The 21,402-nt window shown below is 42.6% G+C and carries 20 protein-coding genes; 15 read left to right on the top strand and 5 right to left on the bottom strand.

From position 1 onward, the window contains the following. Positions 1-34: 34 nt before the first annotated feature. A complete protein-coding gene (locus ACRWP9_RS02915) occupies positions 35-1,414 on the bottom strand; it encodes a sigma-54-dependent transcriptional regulator (RefSeq protein WP_434927786.1) in 1,380 nt (459 codons plus the stop codon). Positions 1,415-1,707: 293 nt separating this feature from the next. Here ACRWP9_RS02915 and ACRWP9_RS02910 point away from each other — a divergent pair, with 293 nt between their 5' ends. The 7 genes from ACRWP9_RS02910 (at position 1,708) to mutM (ending at position 8,138) form a co-directional block, all read left to right on the top strand. Further along, complete coding sequence (locus ACRWP9_RS02910) at positions 1,708-2,538, top strand: substrate-binding domain-containing protein (protein ID WP_434927785.1); 831 nt, start codon at positions 1,708-1,710, stop codon at positions 2,536-2,538. Further along, entirely contained in the window at positions 2,538-3,245 is a 708-nt protein-coding gene (locus tag ACRWP9_RS02905; protein ID WP_434927784.1) for an ABC transporter permease, read from the top strand. The genes ACRWP9_RS02910 and ACRWP9_RS02905 overlap by 1 nt, the downstream gene beginning before the upstream one ends. Continuing rightward, positions 3,245-4,009 carry an ABC transporter ATP-binding protein gene (locus ACRWP9_RS02900; RefSeq protein WP_434927783.1) on the top strand — a complete coding sequence of 255 codons (765 nt, stop codon included), beginning with the start codon at positions 3,245-3,247 and terminating at the stop codon, positions 4,007-4,009. The genes ACRWP9_RS02905 and ACRWP9_RS02900 overlap by 1 nt, the downstream gene beginning before the upstream one ends. Further along, the gene (gene mobA / locus ACRWP9_RS02895; protein WP_434927782.1) at positions 3,993-4,613 is read left to right on the top strand and encodes a molybdenum cofactor guanylyltransferase MobA; all 621 of its coding nucleotides are present in this window, start codon (positions 3,993-3,995) and stop codon (positions 4,611-4,613) included. The genes ACRWP9_RS02900 and mobA overlap by 17 nt, the downstream gene beginning before the upstream one ends. 51 nt (positions 4,614-4,664) lie before the next feature. Further along, entirely contained in the window at positions 4,665-6,482 is a 1,818-nt protein-coding gene (locus ACRWP9_RS02890) for a bifunctional molybdopterin-guanine dinucleotide biosynthesis adaptor protein MobB/molybdopterin molybdotransferase MoeA (protein WP_434927781.1), read from the top strand. Between the two features lie 335 nt (positions 6,483-6,817). Then, a complete protein-coding gene (locus ACRWP9_RS02885) occupies positions 6,818-7,270 on the top strand; it encodes a hypothetical protein (protein ID WP_434927780.1) in 453 nt (150 codons plus the stop codon). Between the two features lie 52 nt (positions 7,271-7,322). Next, entirely contained in the window at positions 7,323-8,138 is an 816-nt protein-coding gene (gene mutM, locus ACRWP9_RS02880) for a bifunctional DNA-formamidopyrimidine glycosylase/DNA-(apurinic or apyrimidinic site) lyase (RefSeq protein WP_434927779.1), read from the top strand. Between the two features lie 90 nt (positions 8,139-8,228). On the opposite strand, the gene ACRWP9_RS02875 is transcribed toward mutM, so the two are convergent. Both ACRWP9_RS02875 and coaD read right to left on the bottom strand, forming a co-directional pair. Then, a complete protein-coding gene (locus ACRWP9_RS02875; protein WP_434927778.1) occupies positions 8,229-9,725 on the bottom strand; it encodes a capsule assembly Wzi family protein in 1,497 nt (498 codons plus the stop codon). A gap of 8 nt (positions 9,726-9,733) precedes the next feature. Further along, positions 9,734-10,240: a pantetheine-phosphate adenylyltransferase gene (gene coaD / locus ACRWP9_RS02870; RefSeq protein ID WP_434927777.1), complete on the bottom strand. Its 507-nt coding sequence runs from the start codon at positions 10,238-10,240 to the stop codon at positions 9,734-9,736. 240 nt (positions 10,241-10,480) lie between these two features. On the opposite strand from coaD, the gene ACRWP9_RS02865 reads away from it, so the two are divergent. From ACRWP9_RS02865 to ACRWP9_RS02850, 4 genes are all read left to right on the top strand, one after another. After that, the gene (locus tag ACRWP9_RS02865; RefSeq protein WP_434927776.1) at positions 10,481-10,771 is read left to right on the top strand and encodes a hypothetical protein; all 291 of its coding nucleotides are present in this window, start codon (positions 10,481-10,483) and stop codon (positions 10,769-10,771) included. A gap of 92 nt (positions 10,772-10,863) precedes the next feature. Next, positions 10,864-11,583 carry a YjbF family lipoprotein gene (locus ACRWP9_RS02860; protein ID WP_434927775.1) on the top strand — a complete coding sequence of 240 codons (720 nt, stop codon included), beginning with the start codon at positions 10,864-10,866 and terminating at the stop codon, positions 11,581-11,583. Then, positions 11,580-12,356: a capsule biosynthesis GfcC family protein gene (locus tag ACRWP9_RS02855; protein WP_434927774.1), complete on the top strand. Its 777-nt coding sequence runs from the start codon at positions 11,580-11,582 to the stop codon at positions 12,354-12,356. The genes ACRWP9_RS02860 and ACRWP9_RS02855 overlap by 4 nt, the downstream gene beginning before the upstream one ends. Positions 12,357-12,358: 2 nt before the next feature. After that, complete coding sequence (locus ACRWP9_RS02850; protein WP_434927773.1) at positions 12,359-14,548, top strand: YjbH domain-containing protein; 2,190 nt, start codon at positions 12,359-12,361, stop codon at positions 14,546-14,548. A 212-nt stretch (positions 14,549-14,760) separates the two neighbouring features. On the opposite strand, the gene ACRWP9_RS02845 is transcribed toward ACRWP9_RS02850, so the two are convergent. Further along, positions 14,761-15,807 (bottom strand): glycosyltransferase family 9 protein, encoded by a 1,047-nt coding sequence (locus ACRWP9_RS02845; RefSeq protein WP_434927772.1) that lies wholly within the window; start codon positions 15,805-15,807, stop codon positions 14,761-14,763. Between the two features lie 102 nt (positions 15,808-15,909). Between ACRWP9_RS02845 and ACRWP9_RS02840 the strand changes: the two genes are divergently transcribed. Next, positions 15,910-16,644, top strand: a complete 735-nt coding sequence (locus ACRWP9_RS02840; protein WP_434927771.1) for a 3-deoxy-D-manno-octulosonic acid kinase — start codon at positions 15,910-15,912, stop codon at positions 16,642-16,644. A gap of 33 nt (positions 16,645-16,677) precedes the next feature. Here the strand turns inward: ACRWP9_RS02840 and waaA are convergent, their stop codons facing one another. Beyond that, on the bottom strand, positions 16,678-17,943 hold the full coding sequence (gene waaA / locus ACRWP9_RS02835; RefSeq protein ID WP_434927770.1) for a lipid IV(A) 3-deoxy-D-manno-octulosonic acid transferase: 1,266 nt from the start codon (positions 17,941-17,943) through the stop codon (positions 16,678-16,680). Positions 17,944-18,077: 134 nt separating this feature from the next. On the opposite strand from waaA, the gene ACRWP9_RS02830 reads away from it, so the two are divergent. The 3 genes from ACRWP9_RS02830 (at position 18,078) to tdh (ending at position 21,279) form a co-directional block, all read left to right on the top strand. Next, the gene (locus tag ACRWP9_RS02830; protein WP_434927769.1) at positions 18,078-18,734 is read left to right on the top strand and encodes a TetR/AcrR family transcriptional regulator; all 657 of its coding nucleotides are present in this window, start codon (positions 18,078-18,080) and stop codon (positions 18,732-18,734) included. Between the two features lie 281 nt (positions 18,735-19,015). After that, complete coding sequence (locus tag ACRWP9_RS02825; RefSeq protein ID WP_434927768.1) at positions 19,016-20,209, top strand: glycine C-acetyltransferase; 1,194 nt, start codon at positions 19,016-19,018, stop codon at positions 20,207-20,209. Positions 20,210-20,253: 44 nt separating this feature from the next. Then, positions 20,254-21,279, top strand: coding sequence for an L-threonine 3-dehydrogenase (tdh, locus tag ACRWP9_RS02820; RefSeq protein ID WP_434927767.1), 1,026 nt, complete (start codon positions 20,254-20,256; stop codon positions 21,277-21,279). The last annotated feature ends 123 nt before the right edge of the window (positions 21,280-21,402 follow it).

Here is a 21,402-nt window from a genome sequence, read left to right as displayed (position 1 = left end):
CTGATACCGAATATTTGTTTAAAAAGTGACACGATTAAGCTTCCTTTTGATCCTCGCAACTATCTTGCCCAAACCAATCTTTGTACTTTCTGTCTAAGGTTTTTCGCGATACGCCTAAATCTCTCGCCGCTGCCGATTTATTGCCATCATGGGAGTCAACCACCTGTGTTACATGCTGTTTTTCAACATCTTTTAATGTCCAACTTAGGGGGTAGCCGTAATTATCTACAGTTTCTGCTTGTTCAGTTTTTTTCCAATATTCTGCAGGGGGCTTACCTAATAAAATACATCGCTCAATCATATTCTTAAGCTCACGGATATTACCTGGCCATTCATGCTGCTTTAAAACTTGTAAATCTTCATGGCTCCATAGAACCGGTTTAATGCCCAAGTCCTGTGATATCTGTACCGTAAAATGATGGGTTAATTCCACCACATCTTCTGGACGAGCACGTAAAGGTGGAATTAAAATATTCAGTACATTTAAACGGTAATACAAATCTCGACGAAAATGGCCTTGGTCGACTTCTTCAATTAATAACCGGTTAGTGGCCGCCACAACACGCACATCAATTGCCACTTCTTTCTCACTACCCACTGGGCGAATTGCACGTTGTTCTAACACTCTCAATAGTGCCGTTTGCATATTCATCGGCATTTCGCCGATCTCATCTAAAAAAATAGTCCCACCGGAAGCAAAACTAAATAATCCTTCCCGAGAGCTTTTTGCTCCGGTAAATGATCCTGCTATATGACCAAATAACTCACTGGCCAATAGATCTGGTGCAATAGCGCCACAATTCACCGGTACAAATGGGCCTGCTCGTCCACTCAACTGATGTAGCTGGCGCGCGACAAGCTCTTTACCTGTACCTGACTCGCCTTCAATTAAAACAACCGCATTGGTTTGAGCAACACGTTCTATCACTTGCTTAACTTCATTAATCGCGTCACTGCTGCCAATGATGGTAGAAGACTGACCATGGGACAGCTCACGTTTTAGCATAAAATTTTCACGCTTTAGTAAACGCTTTTCAATACAACGATCAACAGCTGTCATCATTTGTTCTAAGTGAAACGGCTTCATGATGAAGTCTGATGCGCCCGCTCGTAATGCTCTAATCGCCACATCCATGTCAGCATAACCCGTCATAAAAATAATATCGGACTGACGGTCTGTATCATCTAATGCTTCATGCCATTCGATGCCTGAACGATCGGGTAACCGAATATCGACGATTAACAAATCAAAATGACCTTGGCTGCGGAGTTGCTCGGCCTGTGCAATACTTGATGCGGTTTCGACTAGAGCAAATTTTTTCAACATGGCTTTAGTTAAGAAGCTGCGCATTCCAGGCTCATCGTCAACGATTAGAACCGACATACTGGTGTTAGCGCTTACAGCGATGCTCATAATTACTCCGATTGGACATTTTGGCTCAACTTGGCGTTACTTTAGCACTCAATGATAGAAACTGGGTCAGGATGAACCACCAAAAAGTGACCTTGGGACAATTTGTCTTAGGTGTTTTTAACCACCGTGGGATCTGGTTCACAAATTAAGGTTTTGCCGTGAACTGAATTTGCACATTATGTAATTGGCATTTAACTTGCTTAACAGCGGACAGTATTAACGGTTACTAAACCGAGACTTACACCTCCAGTAATGGATTATGCAATTCCATCGTCGTTTAAAAGGATAATTTAATGTTAAAGAAAATCGCCTGTATTACGGCATCATTTAGCGTGTTGGGCAGCTTAGTTTTTAGTCCATTATTACAAGCACATGAGCATAAAAATCACAGCGTAATAAAATTAGCAACGACCACCAGCACTGAAAACTCTGGTTTATTAAGCGCATTATTACCTAGGTTTGAAAAACAATCAGGTTACTCGGTACAGGTAATCGCCACAGGCACTGGTCAGGCAATTAAACTCGCCAGCCAAGGCGATGTAGATATCGTGATGACTCATGCTCCTGCTGCTGAAGCAAAATTTGTCGCTGACGGCTATGGCATTCAACCTCGCGGCATTATGGAAAACGATTTTGTGGTCTTAGGACCTAAAAATGACCCTGCTGGTGTGCACAATGCTAAAAGCGTTATCCAGGCATTTGAGCGTATCGCCACCAAACCAAGCACGTTTATCTCCCGTGGCGACAACTCTGGCACACATATGAAAGAGTTGAAGATTTGGCAACAAACTAACGTCAAGCCTGATTTTGCAGGCTATACTTCGGTTGGTCAAGGTATGGGTAAAACCCTATTAATGGCGCATGAGTTACAAGCTTATACGCTAACAGACCGTGGTACATTTGTAGCTTACAAAGCAAAGTTGGACTTAACTATTAGCTTTGAAGGCGGCGCTGAATTAGCCAACCCTTATCAAGTTATGCTGATTAATCCGACAAAATACCCTGAGCTGAATCATCAAGGTGCACAAGCATTAAGTGACTGGTTAATCAGCCCTGCTACACAAAAAATGATTAATGAGTTCACCGTGCAAGGAGAGCAATTGTTTAAGGCAACTTATCAATAATGAGTGAAGGCTGGTTAGCCCTTTTGCAGCAAGCGTTCGGCTTGCTGATCTCTTTTGACCCCGATGTGTGGTCAATCATTTATGTGTCTTTTTCCGTCTCGTTCGCTGCGCTACTGTTCACCCTGTTCCCATCCATCATGCTGGGCTTTTTACTTGCTTTTACTCACTTTCCTGGCCGTTGGATTGTCACTAACCTAGTGCAAACTTTACAATCAATTCCGACGGTTGTTATTGGATTATTAGTGTATTTATTACTCACCCGCAACGGTGTTATGGGTGATTTAAAATGGTTGTTTAGCCAAAATGGGATGATTTTTGGTCAGATGTTAATTTGCGCCCCAGTGCTAGTGGCCTTATCGCAAGCTGCATTTACCAGCGTCGACCGCCGCGCGTGGGAAACATCACGCACATTAGGCGCGAACTGGTTACATGCAATTTGGACTGTGTGCCGAGAATTACGAGCGGCATTATTGCTTGCTGTTATAGCCGCATTTAGTCGAATTTTAACTGAAGTAGGATGCTCTATGATGGTCGGTGGCAATATTATGAATGTCACCCGCAATATTCCTACAGCCATTGCGTTAGAAACCAGCAAGGGCGACTTTGCTCAGGCTATTGCACTTGGATTAGTGTTACTCATTCTGGCATTAGTACTGAATTTCTCTCTGGGCTCATTACGGGGTAAAGCCCTGCCAAGGAGTCATTAATGACTCGACAATCGTCTTCAACCATAGCGATTCGCTCCACAACAAAGGCGACAATCAATGCCACTAATGTGGTGATGCAGTTTGATCAAAAAGTACTATTTTCCGTCAACGAATTGAACTTTACCCAGGGGGATGTCATTTATCTACAGGGTGATAATGGTTCAGGAAAATCAACTCTAATGAAGATTTTGGCGGGGTTAATATCTCCTTCACAAGGGCATATTAACAGCCAAGGCTTTAGCCAACCCGCTTGGTGGCAAGCAGAGTCTTTGCTAGGTAAAGCTGTGTATTTACATCAACACCCTTATTTATTCGATGGCAGTGTTGAATACAATTTAACCTACGGATTAACGGTAAGACAAGCTCGCTCACAAGCAATACGGCAACGCTTAGTTCAGGCAATAAAAATGGCTCAACTTACCGACTTGATACACCATTGCGCCAGTGAGTTATCAGGCGGTGAGCGTCAGCGTTTAGCGATTGCTAGGGCCTGGATCTGTCAGCCTAAATTGCTCATGCTAGATGAGCCCATTTCAAACATGGACAAACACTCTCAACGCCTTGTGCTTGCCATGATAAACCAGCTTAAATCAGAAGGTACTGGCTTACTGATTAGTAGCCATCAAACCTGTGGCTTGACCGCGTTATGTCAACAACATTGGCATATTAAGCAACATGTTATACACACAAGCCAATATGTGCCTAATTTAGATACTCAACAAGATTACTCTGTTATGGAATCACACTATGTCATTGCCAAGTAAACACCAACCGACTATTGATGCCGTTATTCTTGCCGGCGGTATGGCTAGGCGTATGGGCGGAGAAGATAAAGGCTTAGTCGAGTTAAACAGCCAGCCGATGATTAGCCATACGATTATTCGATTAGCACCACAAGTACAGCGCATTATGATCAACGCCAATCGTAATCAACAGCGTTATAGCGAGTTCGGCTACCCTGTGATGAGTGATATTGACTCCGGCTATTTAGGCCCTTTAGCAGGCATGATCACCGCGATGGGCAATACTGAAGCAGACTTATTATTAGTAGTTCCCTGTGATTGCCCATTATTACCACAGGATTTAACCAGCAGAATGCTAGCAACTATGCAGCAAACAGGCGCAGAGCTTGTTGTGGCTAGCGATGGCATACGTGAACAACCTGTGGTGTTATTACTCAAGCCGGGTTTACGTGATTCAATGAAAACATTTCTAGATGCAGGTGAACGTAAAATCGATTTTTGGTACGCCAAGCATCACTATGAAGTGACCAGCTTTGCTGATCAGCCTAACGCCTTTATCAATGTGAATACCCCAGAACAAAAACAACAACTTGCCGAGCAACTTGCTGCACCATTAGTCGAGTAACAAGCCAAGTTATGTGTAAAAACTAGCATAGTCTTTCAATTAGAGGTCATTATGTCTTCCGTTTTTAATAATCCACTGTCGATCCCTGTTCTTGGTTTTTGTGCATACAGTGGTACCGGCAAAACCACACTACTGAAACAGCTAATTCCTGAACTTAATCGTCGTGGACTTCGCTTAGCGGTAATTAAACATGCCCATCACAATTTTGATGTCGACATTCCCGGTAAAGACAGTTACGAAATGCGCAAAGCAGGTGCGAAGCAAGTGCTTGTAGCATCCCATGTCCGCTGGGCGTTAATGACAGAGGATGCATTAGAGACAGATCCGAGTTTAGCTCACCTGCTAAAACAAATTGAAACCGATAAAGTCGATATTGTTTTAGTCGAAGGTTTTAAAAAACTGGCATTGCCAAAAATTGAATTACATCGCGCTTCCCATGGCAAACCTTTAATTCATACCCATGACGACAATATTGTTGCAATTGCCTGCTGCGAAGACACACAAACACCGGCAGAACTGACTCGGTTAGACATCAACAATATCGCTCAAATTGCCGATTTTGTAATGCAATACCAACAAAGCTGGCAAGCTAAATCTGTCACTTTGCCAATTGATCTCTTAACCGCACAAAAACCTAGTGATGGCCAACAAGGTCTTTCGGTTGCGCAAGGCATTAATCATATTCTTAGCCAGGTTATGCCACTTGTTGGAGCCGAGTTAGTCGACTTAGACGAATTGGATAAGCGTGTTTTAGCCACTAATTGTATTTCTCCAGTCAATGTCCCACAGCAAACTAATTCAGCAATGGACGGTTACGGTTTTGCATATAGCGATGTGGCTACTGACAAACCACTCACCATAGTAGCAGAAGTACTCGCTGGCCATGGCTATGACAAGGTCGTAAAACCGGGAGAAGCTGTAAGAATTATGACTGGCGCGCCCACCCCACAAGGTGTTGATACCATTCAGCCTAGGGAATTATGTGATACTCAAGATAACCTATTAACACTATTAGAAACCACTAGCATTAAGCAAGGTCAGCATGTGCGTTTAGCCGGTGAAGATATTGCTATTAATGAGGTGGCCCTAGTTAAAGGTAAGCGTTTAGGTGCGGCTGAGATAGGTTTATTAGCCTCTTTAGGGGTTCATCAAGCATCAGTGGTTAAAGCACCAACAGTGGCAGTGTTTTCAACGGGTGATGAAGTGAGTCAACCAGGTGACGTTCTTAAACCAAATTGTATTTACGACTCTAACCGTTACACCATCAAAGCAATGGCCAGAAAGTTAGGCTGCAAAATTATCGACTTAGGTATTATTGAAGATAATGAACAGGCACTTACAGCCGCTTTACTTAAGGCATCCGAGCAAGCAGATATTGTGATTAGCTCTGGTGGTGTGTCTGTAGGAAATGCTGATTACATTAAAACCGTACTGGCTAAAATTGGTCAAATTAATTTTTGGCGCATCAATATGCGGCCCGGTCGCCCTCTGGCGGTAGGTAAAATCAATAACAGCTTGTTCTTTGGCTTACCGGGGAATCCTGTCGCTGTCATGGTGTCATTTTTACAATTCGTTGAACCGGCATTACGTAAGCTTGCGGGTGAACAACAATTGGCAGGTGAACAACAATGGCAACCCAGTTATATGCCAGCGGTTGCCGATGAGTTGTTACGCAGTAAAACAGGCCGCACTGAATTTCTACGCGGGGTTTATCATATTGCCGCAGACGGACAAGTGCATGTTACCTCAAGCGGTGCTCAAGGCTCTGGCATGTTGAATTCGATGGTTACCGCCAACTGCTTAATCGTAATTGGTGAAAAGGATGAGCATATTGCCAAGGGCGAGCGTGTTTTTATTCAGCAACTTTAACTCACGTTTTAGAAAAATCTATAGGGGAAAGATAAGTCAAATTGAAGATAGTTCAGATAGCCAAGCAGGATATTAACAATTGTCTGTAACAGACCGCTGTGATTCTGTTACCTCTATTGTGTGAGTGAAGACACCGATTTATTTACCGCGTGAGCTAGATGCCTATAACAACAAATAGCTCACGTATCTCGAAAATAGCCAAAGCAATAATGAAAGCGTGCAGATATTTCGATTTATCAGTGCCGTAGGTGGTTACTTCTATCAAGCTGAGGATAGTTAGTATTTCTCACCATAGATGATAAACTCAAATAACGTTTCATTATCCTATTGAGCTTATGGCTTTATCACGTAAAAAATGGAATACCATTATTATCCTTGTCACAGCGATGATGATTGCTGTACTGAGCTTTATTAATAGTAAAACCGAACAGGTACCAACTGATGCAATGCCATTGTTTGACAGCACCTTGCCGTTAAAGCAACTGCACATCAATAATCAATGGCTTGCTGACTCTAACGGTCAATGGCAGTGCTCTGATGACGTCCTTAACTGCTTGCAGTGGACTGAAGCTTGGCAAAACATTGCTGTATCTGCATTACAAATTGAACCCATACATACCTCTGAACCTATCAAGATTACCTTTGCCATTGCCAATATTGACGAGCCCCAAGTGTGGTTGTTATTCACTGAGGAAGGTTTATTACAATCACCCGGATTCAATTGGTATAAAATTCCCCCAAGCTTACGCGCTGATCTATTGCCCATAGTCAACGTACAATCTCACTAAGCATCAAAGTGAATAATTGTAGATGACCCACCATAAGAGAGATTGCTAAGCCATGCCAGAATTACCAGAAGTAGAGGTCACCCGCCAGGGTGTCAGTCCTTTCCTTGTCGGCCAAACCGTTGACCAGTTGATTGTACGCAATAGCTCATTACGCTGGCCTGTCCCTGATGTTGCACAAAACATTGTCGGCCAAACAATCAACAGCGTGCGTCGCCGCGCCAAATATTTACTCATTGATACCGATGCCGGCATCACCATTGTGCATTTGGGCATGTCTGGCAGTTTACGTATTTTGCCGCGCAATACACCGCCTGAAAAACATGATCATATCGATTTAATCCTCAGCAATGGTCGCATGCTGCGCTATAACGACCCCCGCCGCTTTGGTGCCTGGTTATGGTATGAACTCCCCGAAGAGGCTCACCCGCTATTGTCTAAGCTAGGGCCTGAGCCACTAAGCGATGCCTTTAATACTATCCAACTGCAAACTGCGTTAGCCGGTAAAAAAAAGGCCATTAAACTGTGTTTGATGGACAATCACATTGTCGTCGGGGTCGGTAATATTTATGCCAATGAAGCATTATTTGCTGCGGGTATTCACCCACAAACAGCGGCTGGCAATATAGACATTGAACGTTTGACCATCTTAGTTAATGAGGTGAAATTAATTCTAGCTCACGCCATCAAGCAAGGTGGCACGACGCTTAAAGACTTCACTAATGCCGATGGTAAACCAGGTTACTTTGCCCAAAAACTGCATGTGTATGGTCGCGGCGGCCAAACTTGCACAGCCTGTGGTAATTTATTGAGTGAGATAAAATTAGGCCAGCGCACGACGGTTTTTTGTGGAGTGTGCCAAAAGCGTTAACACAACTGATAGTGCAAATAGTGAACGCTTAAATAGCTAAAACACCAACAAAAAAAGGAGCCTAGGCTCCTTTATCACTAAATTAAACATTTAAAAACGATATTCATAAGCAGAGAAAACGCTCGCCTGCGAATCATCGTCTTGTACTTCATAATTAGCATTAGACACACTGCCGCCTAAGGTCAACATACCGTTAAACATAGGTAAACGATATGACAATTCAAGCATGATAAGGTCTTCTTTTAAAGGCTGAGGCGACCATTGACTGGTTACATTTTTACCATCATTATTGAGTTGAGCATAACGTAGTATAGACGTGAATCCATGGCTATTTTCAAATTGCCCCACCAAGCCTAACGCAGTCACTTTGGCATCACTGTCATAGGTACTGCCCAACGCACGACCATAATAACGAGAGCCACTTTGGTAGATTGAGTGTTCGTAAAAACAGTTATATTGCCCCTCTTTACCACAATTAACGGTTGTGTCTGAATACTCTAGAAATAACTTATATTGTTGTTTTAAAAAATTAAACCGAGTATCAACTCCGACCATTTGCCCACAATCAGCCATGGCCCAAGACTCGCCAGAGGCATTTTCACAAGTGCGTTCTAAGTACAGTCCTACAGGCACACTAAACCAGGTATCGGCATAGCGCGCATCAAAACCGGTCATTTGATTAGCATTAGCAACACATTCACCATTGTCGCTGACGCCCATTTGACAGTCTTGTGGATTGATTATCGACTCACTTGCACTATTAACACCGCAGTCTTGGCCTTCACCGCAAAATTGCGCAGTCCAAGATAAGCCAACCTCTAATGTCTTTAGCGGCTTAAAGCCGGCACGTAAGCTCCATAACAAAACGTTAGGAATATAACGTTCTTGTTCTGACAAACTCACACCACCGTTCAGCGTCCACTGCCCTAACCATGATAACCATGGGGTCTCAAATGCTTGTGGATTATGACGACTGATCATTAACGAAGACATAGGTCTAGCGTTAGTCGACTTATGTAAAGCAGAATCAAAGCCAGGTCCCCACCATTGCGCCACAGCCCCGAAAGTTGTCACCCAATTGCCCAATATTAATGCAACATAACTATCTTCAAAACGGAATTCTTTATCGTCTAAGGGATCATACACAGCAGAAGCTTTGATTTTGTAAGCCAATCGCTCATCCATGTATTCCTGTGAAGCTTGTATTTGCCCTTTTTCACGATAATCAGAACCAAAATGTTGAAAACGAGCAGGATCAGATGCAGCAGAAGCTTTAATGACGGTATTTCCACGATTATTAACCGCATTTTGATAATAAAAATTAACCCGTGAATATGCATCGACTAAATCAGCGCTAAACAAAGAAGGCTCCGCTTTTGCCAAATCTTTACCAATACCGGCCCACATCAATGGATAAGTATTAATAGGGGCACTAATGACTCCCCCATCAGCAAGTGCTTGAATATCGGCTCGTAGGTATATATCTGATGTATCAACCCAAGGCGCTGCTTGAGTAAACTGACAAATAAATAACGCGCTAAAACTAATTGCGGCAGCCACTTTAGTGACATTAAATCCCTTTATCATAGGGTGACTTATCCTTGTTTATTTGCAGCGTGGATTTTTGCCATTTTCTGCTCCAGAGCGGCAGCCACGTCAGGGTGTACAAACTGACTCACATCACCACCATGTAATGCCACTTCCTTTACAAGTGTCGAAGATATAAACGAATTCTCTTCTGCTGGCGTTAGAAAGACCGACTCTAAATCAGGGCTTAGGCGGCGATTCATATTCGCCAGTTGGAATTCATATTCAAAATCAGACACTGCACGTAAGCCTCGAACCAAAACACTAGCCCTCTGCTCCTTAGCAAAATCGACCAACAAGCCAGTAAATCCAACCACTTCGACGTTAGTTAAATGAGCGGTAACCAAATTAACCTGAGCCACACGCTCTTCCAATGAAAATCTAGGCTGCTTAGAAGGATTAGACGCAATGCCTATAATCACATGCTTGAATAAACGTGCTGCACGTTCAATTAAATCAGCATGACCGTTAGTCACAGGGTCAAAGGTACCTGGATAAATTGCTCTTCTGTGCATAATTAATAGTCTTAATGATTCATTTTCAGTGATTTTATCAGTTCTACACACTTCAACACACTTATCATTGATAATTAAGTAAACAAAATTTGTAAAAAAGTGCAAAGTCGTGTAAATTTAGCATTCGGTAACGCTGAATATTAATTGAGCAATTATATCGAATTGTATATGGATGTGCATCGATTATGTGCTAATATTCCATCAGGTTTGTTTGAATATTTTTATGGGAAGACTTTGAATATGAAAAAATCAGCTATCGCGTTATCAATTGCTTTATTAATGATCGGTTCAGCTTCTGCTGCTGATGGTATCCCAACTGGTTCAACCGTTGCTAAAACAGGTGCTGGATTAACAAATGGCACGTGGGTAGTGATTGGCGGCGTTTTAACTTTTGTTACCGCTACAGTATTGAACGATAATGCTGCTGAAGATGGTACTGGTAATGGCACCACTCCAGGCACAGGAACTGGCACTACAACTTCAAGTACTGGTACTGGTACTGGCACAACGACTACTTCAGTTTCAAACTAATTAGTTTTACTGAATAAAAAGCACATTTTTTAATGTGCTTTTTTATTTTCTTTTTTTCGCGATAGTCTTAAAGCTTAAGGAATTGAGCTCGTATGCCTCCGATTTTTAACAACAAAATCCTGCTACCCCTTATCACAATCATGGTATTAACAGGCTGTAGCAATACCTTTGTTCAGGTCGGTTCAATGCTAAAAGAAAGCATAGTGGGGTTGCCGGGTGATAATATTCCAGCAAGTGAAATAGACAGCAGCCCATATTCTAGTATTTATGCCAAAGTTAATGATACCCACCAAGTTTACGTTTTACTCGCATTAGTTGAAGCACCGCAAACACTTCCAGCAACCACGCTTACCCAACAAAATGCAGAATTAAAATGGATCTCATCTGATGCGGGCATGTTAGTTACCCGTAATAGTCGCTTATTAAAAACCATCAACCTTTATGATGGTAATAGAGTGAGCCTGAGCAGCGAGCAAACCGACCCTTTAGTATTAGGACTGCATTTAGCCAGCACCCCCTTACAATGGCAAAGCACCATTGATTGGCAACCGGGTTATCACCTTAATTATCAGCAGCTGTCGACATTTACTTTCATCGCAGATGAAACATTATTGATTAATGATAAGCCTGTACTAGTCAAAAAATTTAATGAACTCGTCGTAATCAGTAATTTGAATATGGAATACAGCAATCAATTCTGGGTTGATAAATCGACTGGGCTGGTATTACAGAGCCGCCAAAAAATTGCACCTAATCTGCCTTATATCGATATTACCTTGTTAAAACCATATGGCTTTGGGGACATGAAATGAAGTCTTTAATTCAACTATGTTTGCTGTTTCTGGTGACTTTCTCACAAAATATCAATGCAAGCACTTCGATTACGGTTAAACAGTCAATTGCTGCACAGCAATCGCTCACACTCCAGTACGAACAAGCGCCTCGACTTGTACAGGTAATCCAAGATAGTTTATTAAGCAGTGAGCAATTTACTATAAAACAACAGCCAAAGGCTATATATTGGCTGTCAGCAGGGCTTTACGACTCCAAAACTAAAATCCAATTTCAACAAAAAAAACAGCAAGTACTGAACTCACTCAAAACTCAATATACTGACATGGGTCAACCGCAAAATATTAATGCACTTAAATCATTGTCATCATGGATAAGTAGCAATAAATTCATTAAAAGAGAATTTATCCCGCTTGATTTCGATAGCATTCGACTCAAACAAGAATTAAATCCGAAGCTGGCGAGCCAATACTTACTGATTTTACCAACAAAACCAGATTACGTAGTGGTACTTGGTGGGGTAGAAAAAAATGGCCTTCAAGCTTTTAAAGCTAACCAACAAGCGGCTACCTATCTAGATTTGGCGATGCCGATTAGCGACTCAGAAAATAGCTTTGCTTGGGTTATTCAGCCAGATGGTCAGATCGAAAATCATCCCATTGCTTATTGGAACCAACATCACATTGATATTGCACCCGGCGCTATCATTTATTTAGACTTTCAAGGTGTTAGAGATAACGAGCCAGAGTTAAATAGTGCAATACTCGAATTATTACGACATTGGATACGTTAATCATGAGTCATGTAAAACAGACCGTTTATTCTTTTTTCGCGATCCCGTTGATGATCAGTAGCATTGTTGTTTCTATTCAAGCACAAAGTGATGAATTTTCAACAATAAAACTCACTCCCTCGCAAAATGATTTTGGCGGTGTCGGGTTAATTCAAATGCCCAGTGGCAGAATGGCTGCAGAAGGCGAGTTTAACGCCAATGCCACTTTCAACGAAGACTACTACCATGGCGCGTTATCGTTACAACTTTTTCCCTGGTTAGAAACAACCATTCGTTACACTCAAGTGCCTGATGTACTTTATAGTAATGACCCTAGTTTTAGTGGCGACACTTATTACACAGATAAAGGTATTGATGTAAAGCTACGCTTACTTGAAGAGAGTTACTGGATCCCAGAAACCTCCATAGGCTTACGTGACATTGGTGGTACTGGGTTATTTGATAGCGAATTTATTGCTATGACCAAAGCCTTTGGCCCTTTTGATGCCACTATCGGTATAGGCTGGGGCTATATTGGAAATAGTGGTAACTTAATTGATACCGATAAAACATCATCGGTCGATTGTAATCGCAGCACAGGCTTTAAAGGTACTGGCGGTAGTATTGACTTTGAACGATGGTTTAAAGGTTGTAGCGCTATTTTTGCAGGTATAGAGTATCAAACACCTTGGGACCCTCTGCGTTTAAAGGTCGAATATGACGGCAATGATTATAAGTCTGACTTTGCTGCGTTAAGAACCGGCAATGAATTAGTACAAGATAGCTCAATAAACTACGGTGTATTGTACAAAGTAGGCAACTGGGGTGACTTCAAACTGAGTTACGAGCGCGGTAATACTTGGACATTAGGCTTTAGTTTAGTCACCAATTTTAACACGCTTAAATCTAACTGGCGCGACACACCAAAACCGCCGATTGAAGATAAGCCAGATATAGCCGACCACAAAGTCGATTTACCTGAATTAAATAAACAATTAGCATTTGATGCCGGTTACAAAGGCGCTAGAATTTACATCAAAAATGACCAGGTCACCGTTGTGGCAACGCAAACTAAATATCGTGATAGAAAATATGCTCACGATCAAGCAGGTCGAATTTTAGCCAACCAATTTCCTGCGGTTAAGACTTTTATCATTATTGAAGAAGCTGGCCATTTAGCCACCACAGAAACCCGTATCGATGCAAAGCAGTTTAAAGATGCCGTGCAGCACAATCACATTAATGCCAAGGTTGAAGATAGCATTACTGTTGTTGAGCCCATTCTACCGACGGAAAATCCTGATTGGGAAACACCTAACCAGTGGAATTATGGTTTTTCTCCTAAACTGGTTCAATCTTTTGGTGGTTCAGAGAACTTTTACATGTTCAACTTCGGCATTAATGGGGCCGCAAGTCGCTGGTTAACTGACAATATTGAAATAAGCAGTTCGGTGTATATCAATATACTTGATAACTATGATCAATTTAAATACAAGACACCACCTGATGGAACTGACTTAAAACGAGTCAGAACACTAATACGACAGTATGTCTCTGACACCCCAGTTCGTGTAGATAACCTACAACTCACTTGGTTAGATAAACTCAGTGAAAATTTCTATGGTCAAGCTTATGCGGGTTATTTAGAAATGATGTTTGGCGGCGTGGGTGGAGAGATCCTTTATCGTCCTCGGGATAGTGAATGGGCCTTCGGTGTTGATGCTAACTACGTAAAACAGCGTGATCCTGATGACACATTTGGCTTTTTTGACCAAGAAATCAATTTAGACCCTGACTCAAACGTTTACTTCCGCGCACAAACAGGGACTTTTACCGGCCATGCCAGCGTTTACTATCAACCAAAGTGGTTTGACGATGTGCTGCTTAAGGTAAGCTATGGTCAGTACCTAGCAGAGGACCGTGGATTCACGGTTGAGTTCGCTAAACAGTTTAATAGTGGCGTGATTGTTGGCGCTTTTGCTTCTAAAACAGACTTGTCAGCTGAAGACTTTGGCGAAGGTAGCTTCACTAAGGGATTCTATATCTCGGTACCTTTTGACGCCATACTACCAAAACCGGTTTCAAACCGTGGCAGTTTAGCTTGGCAGCCACTAACTCGTGATGGCGGTCAAAAGCTGAGTCGCAAGTTCGAATTATACGGTGGCACAGATGCCAGATCACCTTGGTTAAATAAACCTTCCACGGTTAAGTAACACTCGTTACATAACACTTAAAAGGCCAGAGTAACTTATTACTCTGGCCTTTTTTCTATATATTATTTTTTATAGTGCTCTTTTAAATACACTGAATCTCAAGTCAACAATAGCCAAATAAAACATTAACCAAGTTAAAGCATTGGCCTCCAACAAGAGAGCCTAGTGTCTACGTTGTAAATTTAGCCCAAACGCCCCTAAATCAAGCGGCCTCAATTTCCGATAATGCCTACACCTTCTAAATGGTCAAATTGCTCAATAACAGCAGCAACATCAATCATGGCCATTAGCTGATCGCCTTTAGCCCTTTTCCCCCAAGGAACATCACCCTGTACTTGTGCGGCAATGACTTGAGGGTAAACGCTAACGGTAAATTGGCGATAGAAATAAGGTCCAGTTCTATCAGGGTTTGAGTGTGCATATAGACCAATAACGGCAGTGCCCTGCGTGACAGCCATATGTAATGGTCCGGTATCAGGTGCAAGTACCCGTTTTGCCAACTTTAACACCGCAAGCAATTGCGTTAAGGATGTTTTACCGACTTGGTTGTCTAACATATGTTGACTGTGTGATTGAATCGCATCGGCTAAATCTTTTTCAAGTACTGTAGGGCCACCGCATAACATCACCCTATAGCCTTGCGATACCGCATGATCGGCCACAGCAGCGTAGCGATCAGCTAACCAGTTACGTTCAGCTTTGCTGGCTGCGGCGCAAATCACCAATACCTTATCATCCCCAATAAGTTGTGAGGCAAAGTCGGTGTCAGCTTGTGGGACAGGAATATGCCAACGCGGGGTTAAGTCTGTCACGCCAATGGCTTTGGCAAACCCCATAAAACCGTCTAAAACATGTGGCGTTGCTAGTGGTTCTACCGCATGGTTAGTCACTAGCCACTGGCCTTCTTTGGCTCTGGCCTTATCAAAACCAACTCGAACACGAGCGTTAATCATCAATGATGCGATGGTGGCTCTTAAAGCCACTTGCATGTGCAAAAGCACATCGAATTTTTGTCCGACTAATGCTTTACGCAATGCACCATAGCTTCGCCAACCTTGGGATTTATCAAATATGACAAACTTTATCCCAGGGAGATGCTGTAATAATTGGTATTCAACTTTGCCTATAATCCAGGTAATGCTTAGTTCAGGATATTCACGCTGAATAGCTTGTACCATAGCCACGGCATGACACACATCACCAATGGCAGATAACCTTAAAAGGCATAATGATTTCATCTTGCTAGGGTCAAACTTCATGGGCGTCCAATGTAAGATTAAGCAAGCGAAGTTGCCAGTGAATGCAAGTGAGTGATCTTAAGGTATAATGCCCTTTTGATCTAGCAGGGTTATTAACTATTCATGCAGCTAAAATCCATACCCAACGGCGTTATTGCTTGGTGCCCACCATCGGCAGCACAATTAACTGTCGACAGTTTCACTGTTGAGCACTGGCAGGCGAACGATGCTGTCGTTGGCCAGTCCAAAGGGCGCTACACCACTTGGTTTGTGCAAACCGGTGCTGAACACCAGCTGCAACAGTGGGTATTACGTCATTATTGGCGTGGTGGATTAATGGAGAAATTTAGCCGTGATGCTTACTTTTACACAGGATTAACCCGCACACGTGCCTATGCTGAGTTAGCGTTATTAGAGCTGCTTTATCAAGAAGGTTTTGCGGTACCAAATCCCATTGCAGCTAAAATTGAACGTTTTGGCCTGTGGTATCGTGCAGATATTATTATTGAACGAGTCGCTGGTGCGAAAGATCTAGTGGCGCATTTAACTAACCAGCCACTTACTGAGGCTCAGTGGCACGCATTGGGCGAAACTATTGCTAAGTTTCATCTGCGTGGGGTGTACCATGCCGACCTTAACGCGAAAAACATTTTAATCTCTGGTGATTCATTCTCGTTAATCGATTTTGATCGCGGTGAAATTAAATCACCGCAGAAACAATGGCAACAGGCAAATTTACAACGATTATTGCGCTCGTTTAACAAAGAGCAAACTAAACAACCCGCCTTACCATTCACCACAGAAAACTGGCAACAATTAATCCAAGGCTATCAAACGCTAAACCCAGTAGGGCTGTAAATTAAGCGCCAATAAGAGCAGACTATTGAGATTTTAGTGCGTTAATAACTGCTCGATTAGCGCATATTGTTTTTCAAGTGCGCCTTTATTTTGCTCAACAACACCACGAGCAGCTAGCACAGCTTGTTGATAATCTTGCTGATGTTCAAAAAAGTGCAGTAGTGTGTCGGCAAGTTCATCAGCATTGGCTACCACTTTAAGACCTCCAGCTTGTTTCAGCAGCGCAGTAATTTCGGCAAAATCCCAATGATTAGGCCCCACAGTGACGGGTAACCCCATTGCTGCTGGCTCTAGTGGGTTGTGCCCACCGTTATTAATTAACGTGCCGCCGACAAAAGCTTGGTCTGCTGCGCCATATAACATCACCAACTCCCCCATAGTGTCGCCTAGTAACACTTGAGTTTGTTCAACCACGTTATCATTCATACTACGACGCGCTAATTGCAGACCAGCTTGAGCAATGGTAATAGCTGCTAAATTAAATTGCTCAGGATGACGCGGCGCCATAATTAACAAGGCTTGAGGGTATTTGGCTAACAGTTGTTTATGTGCAGTTAATATTGCGTCAAACTCGCCGGGATGAACACTGCCCGCCACCCAAATCGGCGCTTGTTGGCGTTGCCATTGCAGCCTTAACGCTTGAGCTTGCTGTAATTTTTGCGGATCAATTGTGAGGTCAAACTTTAAACTGCCGCACACATGTACAGCCGCAGGATCAATGCCTAACGAAGTAAACCGACTAGCTTCTACTTGAGTTTGCACCGCAATAGCGCTTAATTGTTTTAACATAGGCCGAGTTAACCATGACTTACTTTGGTACTTTTTCGCTGACTTGGCAGATAAGCGCGCATTGGCCAGAACTAACTTAACGTGCTGTTTATCTGCAAAATATAACAAGTTCGGCCACAGCTCGGTTTCCATAATGATCAACATTTTGGGTTGTGTCTGGCGTAAAAATCGTTTCACTGCGTAAGCAAAATCCAGCGGTAAATAGCAATGCTGTACTTTATTGCCAAATGCTTTGAGCACTTCGCTCGACCCGGTTGGGCTAGTCGTGGTGACGGTAAATTTATATTCTGGATAGCTTTTAATCAGCTTTTTAATTAGCGGCACCGCGGCCAAGGTTTCACCCATTGAGACACAGTGCACCACCACATCGGTTTTTGCCCATTGGGTTAAACCAAAACGTTCACCCCAACGGCTGCGATAATCAACACTCTTATAGGCTCGCACGCCAAAATAAATCACAACCAATGGAAACAAGAGGTAAAGAAATATCGAATACAGAATTCGGAACATTAATTGGCTACTTTTGAGATTTTTGCTTGTCAGATAAACACAATGTTAACATAATCATAATTCATAGGGATATGAACTCTCGATTATCATGTCGCCATAAGCGTAAATGACTTTTTGTTGAAATTGGAAACCGCATGAAAACCCGCGATAAAATTGTTTTTGCAAGCCTCGAACTGTTTAATGAACACGGTGAACGTGCCACAACAACCAATCATATTGCTGCCCATTTAGGTATTAGCCCGGGTAATTTGTATTACCACTTCCGCAATAAAGAAGACATCATCAACTCCATATTCAGTTTGTATGAAAGTCATTTAGAATCAGGGTTTAAACCTTACGATGATATTCCTATTACGGTTGACTTACTGATTGGCTATTTTGATGCCATGTTTTATACCTTATGGCAGTTCCGCTTTATGTATGCCAATCTGGCCGATATTTTAAGTCGTGATGACGCGCTTAAAAAGCGTTATTTACATGCACAACAGCAGGTATTAAATCGCTCAAGTGATGTATTACGTAAACTAAAAAAAGACGGCATATTAGCCGTAGATGATGATCGCATTATCGACTTAGCAGACACGATTAAAATGATGGTCAGTTTTTGGATTAGCTACCAGTTAACGCAAACGAGTATTGGCACCATAACTAAAGCCACTTTATACGATGGTTTATTACGGGTTATGATGATTTTTAAAGCTTACTCAACGCCGTCATCCATCGCCACGTTTGATCGTTTAGAACATCATTATCGTGATATCGCTAGCCAAGAGCGCGCTGCCGCAGCGTAAACTCTACAGCCATCAAACAATGTTGCCCGAACCCGCTACAATAGTATGTGGGTTGGCGGTATTTTCGATAACAATTCATTCATAATTCTGATTAGATTTTCTAATCGAAACACCTCAATTGCCCTAATCTTGTTAATGTTGCATTTGCCACTATAAAAAACACTGTGGGACAACAAAAATACAGGTTAGAATGCCATCAACTCCAACTGACCTGCCCCGTGTAGACCGATTTAACACTGAGGTTTGGATTAGCATAATAACCAATATCTAGGAGAAAAAAGGTGGCCTCAACCTCTTTCTATGACCGTATCAACCAACAAATTGCCGATGTAAAAACCGATGGCTTATATAAAAGTGAGCGTGTAATTGCATCTGCTCAGCAAACCTCGATTGAAGTTAATCACACTCAAGTTATTAATTTTTGTGCTAATAACTATCTAGGTTTAGCTAATCACCCTGACCTTATTGCAGCAGCAAAAGCGGGTTTAGACACCCATGGTTTTGGTATGGCTTCGGTGCGTTTTATCTGTGGTACGCAAGATATTCATAAGCAATTAGAAGCAAGCTTAAGCGCGTTTTTAGGTACTGAAGATACTATTTTGTATTCTTCTTGTTTTGATGCCAACGCCGGTTTGTTCGAAACCTTATTAGATGCCGAAGATGCCATTGTGTCTGACGCACTTAATCACGCCTCAATCATTGACGGCGTACGCTTATGTAAAGCGAAGCGTTTCCGTTATGCCAATAATGATATGGCTGATTTAGAAGTCCAATTAAAAGCAGCTCAAGACGCTGGTGCACGCAATATTTTGATTGCCACCGACGGTGTGTTTTCGATGGACGGCTTAATTGCCAACCTCAAAGGCGTATGTGATTTAGCAGATAAATACGGCGCATTAGTGATGGTCGATGACTCTCACGCCGTGGGCTTTATTGGTCAAAATGGCCGTGGTACACATGAGTACTGTGATGTGATGGACCGAGTGGACATTATTACAGGTACTTTAGGTAAAGCATTAGGTGGCGCATCAGGTGGTTTTACTGCTGCCAAAAAAGAAGTGGTTGAGTGGTTACGTCAACGTTCACGCCCTTACTTATTTTCAAACTCTTTAGCCCCATCAATTGTCAGTGCGTCGATTCGTGTGCTTGAAATGCTACAAACTGGGCAAAACTTACGTGAAGCCGTATGGGAAAACAGCCGTTATTTCCGTGAGCAAATGACAGCTGCAGGCTTTACTTTAGGCGGCGCAGATCATGCCATTATTCCGGTTATGATTGGCGATGCCAAACTAGCAAGTGACTTTGCTAACAAATTACTGGCTGAAAATATCTACGTGGTCGGTTTTTCGTTCCCTGTTGTTCCTAAAGGGCAAGCACGTATTCGCACCCAAATGTCAGCCGCACACACCCGTGAGCAATTAGACCATGCTATCAGTGCCTTTACCCGAATAGGTAAAGACATGGGCATTATTTGATCTTAGCCAAGACGACAACAGCTCGGAAATAATAGGTTATTAAGATGAAAGCACTAAGTAAATTAAAGCCTGAAGAAGGCATCTGGATGGTTGACGCCCCAAAACCAGAAGTAGGTCATAACGACCTATTAATCAAAATTCGTAAAACGGCTATTTGCGGCACTGACGTACATATTTACAAATGGGACGAGTGGGCGCAAAAGACCATTCCGGTTCCTATGATCGCGGGTCATGAATATGTCGGTGAAGTTGTCGGCATGGGCCAGGAAGTGCGCGGGTTTGCAATTGGCGATCGCGTATCAGGTGAAGGCCATATTACCTGTGGTTATTGCCGTAACTGCCGAGGCGGTCGCACCCATTTATGTCGTAACACTTCTGGTGTGGGTGTAAACCGTGATGGCGCATTTGCTGAGTTTTTAGTATTGCCAGCATTTAATGCCTTTAAAATTCCAGCGGACATTCCTGATGAATTAGCCGCTATTTTTGACCCATTTGGTAACGCTGTTCATACCGCATTATCATTTGATTTGGTCGGTGAAGATGTGTTAATCACAGGTGCTGGGCCTATTGGTATTATGGCTGCGGCGGTGTGTAAGCATGTGGGCGCTCGCCATGTGGTGATTACCGATGTTAACGAATACCGCTTAGACTTGGCCCGCAAAATGGGCGTAACACGCGCAGTAAACGTCGCCAAAGAAAACTTAAAAGATGTGATGAAAGATCTCGGTATGACCGAAGGCTTTGACGTAGGCTTAGAAATGTCTGGGGTGCCATCAGCATTCCACGCCATGTTGGACACCATGAATCACGGCGGCAAAATTGCCATGCTAGGTATTCCTGGTGGCGATATGGCTATTGACTGGAGCAAAGTCATTTTCAAAGGGTTAATCATCAAAGGTATTTATGGCCGCGAGATGTTTGAAACCTGGTATAAAATGGCCAGTTTAATTCAGTCGGGATTAGACCTGTCACCAATTATTACCCATCATTTCAATATTGATGACTTCCAACAAGGCTTTGACGCTATGTGTTCAGGCCAATCAGGAAAAGTGATTTTAAATTGGGACTAATTTAGGCTCAGCCCTAAACCTAACATAATATTCACACCAATAAGGGGTTGTATCATTACAACCCCTTATTACATAATCACGTTTACTTTGTTATTTATTCAGTTATTTTATCTTAAGGTGAAG

It is taken from the genome of Shewanella sp. HL-SH2 (assembly GCF_051164935.1).
Taxonomy (GTDB): Bacteria; Pseudomonadota; Gammaproteobacteria; order Enterobacterales; family Shewanellaceae; genus Shewanella; species Shewanella glacialimarina.
Note: the sequence above shows the minus strand (reverse complement) of the source record. Positions and strands in the feature narration are given on the sequence as shown.

Coding starts and splice junctions, on each gene's coding strand:
- ACRWP9_RS02840 (WP_434927771.1), top strand. CDS start 15,910: ATGCAGCTAAAATCCATACCCAACGGCGTTATTGCTTGGTGCCCACCA.
- mutM (WP_434927779.1), top strand. CDS start 7,323: ATGCCAGAATTACCAGAAGTAGAGGTCACCCGCCAGGGTGTCAGTCCT.
- ACRWP9_RS02905 (WP_434927784.1), top strand. CDS start 2,538: ATGAGTGAAGGCTGGTTAGCCCTTTTGCAGCAAGCGTTCGGCTTGCTG.
- ACRWP9_RS02900 (WP_434927783.1), top strand. CDS start 3,245: ATGACTCGACAATCGTCTTCAACCATAGCGATTCGCTCCACAACAAAG.
- ACRWP9_RS02910 (WP_434927785.1), top strand. CDS start 1,708: ATGTTAAAGAAAATCGCCTGTATTACGGCATCATTTAGCGTGTTGGGC.
- ACRWP9_RS02885 (WP_434927780.1), top strand. CDS start 6,818: ATGGCTTTATCACGTAAAAAATGGAATACCATTATTATCCTTGTCACA.
- ACRWP9_RS02915 (WP_434927786.1), bottom strand. CDS start 1,414: ATGAGCATCGCTGTAAGCGCTAACACCAGTATGTCGGTTCTAATCGTT.
- coaD (WP_434927777.1), bottom strand. CDS start 10,240: ATGCACAGAAGAGCAATTTATCCAGGTACCTTTGACCCTGTGACTAAC.
- tdh (WP_434927767.1), top strand. CDS start 20,254: ATGAAAGCACTAAGTAAATTAAAGCCTGAAGAAGGCATCTGGATGGTT.
- ACRWP9_RS02855 (WP_434927774.1), top strand. CDS start 11,580: ATGAAGTCTTTAATTCAACTATGTTTGCTGTTTCTGGTGACTTTCTCA.
- ACRWP9_RS02875 (WP_434927778.1), bottom strand. CDS start 9,725: ATGATAAAGGGATTTAATGTCACTAAAGTGGCTGCCGCAATTAGTTTT.
- mobA (WP_434927782.1), top strand. CDS start 3,993: ATGTCATTGCCAAGTAAACACCAACCGACTATTGATGCCGTTATTCTT.
- ACRWP9_RS02890 (WP_434927781.1), top strand. CDS start 4,665: ATGTCTTCCGTTTTTAATAATCCACTGTCGATCCCTGTTCTTGGTTTT.
- ACRWP9_RS02845 (WP_434927772.1), bottom strand. CDS start 15,807: ATGAAGTTTGACCCTAGCAAGATGAAATCATTATGCCTTTTAAGGTTA.
- ACRWP9_RS02830 (WP_434927769.1), top strand. CDS start 18,078: ATGAAAACCCGCGATAAAATTGTTTTTGCAAGCCTCGAACTGTTTAAT.
- waaA (WP_434927770.1), bottom strand. CDS start 17,943: ATGTTCCGAATTCTGTATTCGATATTTCTTTACCTCTTGTTTCCATTG.
- ACRWP9_RS02850 (WP_434927773.1), top strand. CDS start 12,359: ATGAGTCATGTAAAACAGACCGTTTATTCTTTTTTCGCGATCCCGTTG.
- ACRWP9_RS02860 (WP_434927775.1), top strand. CDS start 10,864: ATGCCTCCGATTTTTAACAACAAAATCCTGCTACCCCTTATCACAATC.
- ACRWP9_RS02865 (WP_434927776.1), top strand. CDS start 10,481: ATGAAAAAATCAGCTATCGCGTTATCAATTGCTTTATTAATGATCGGT.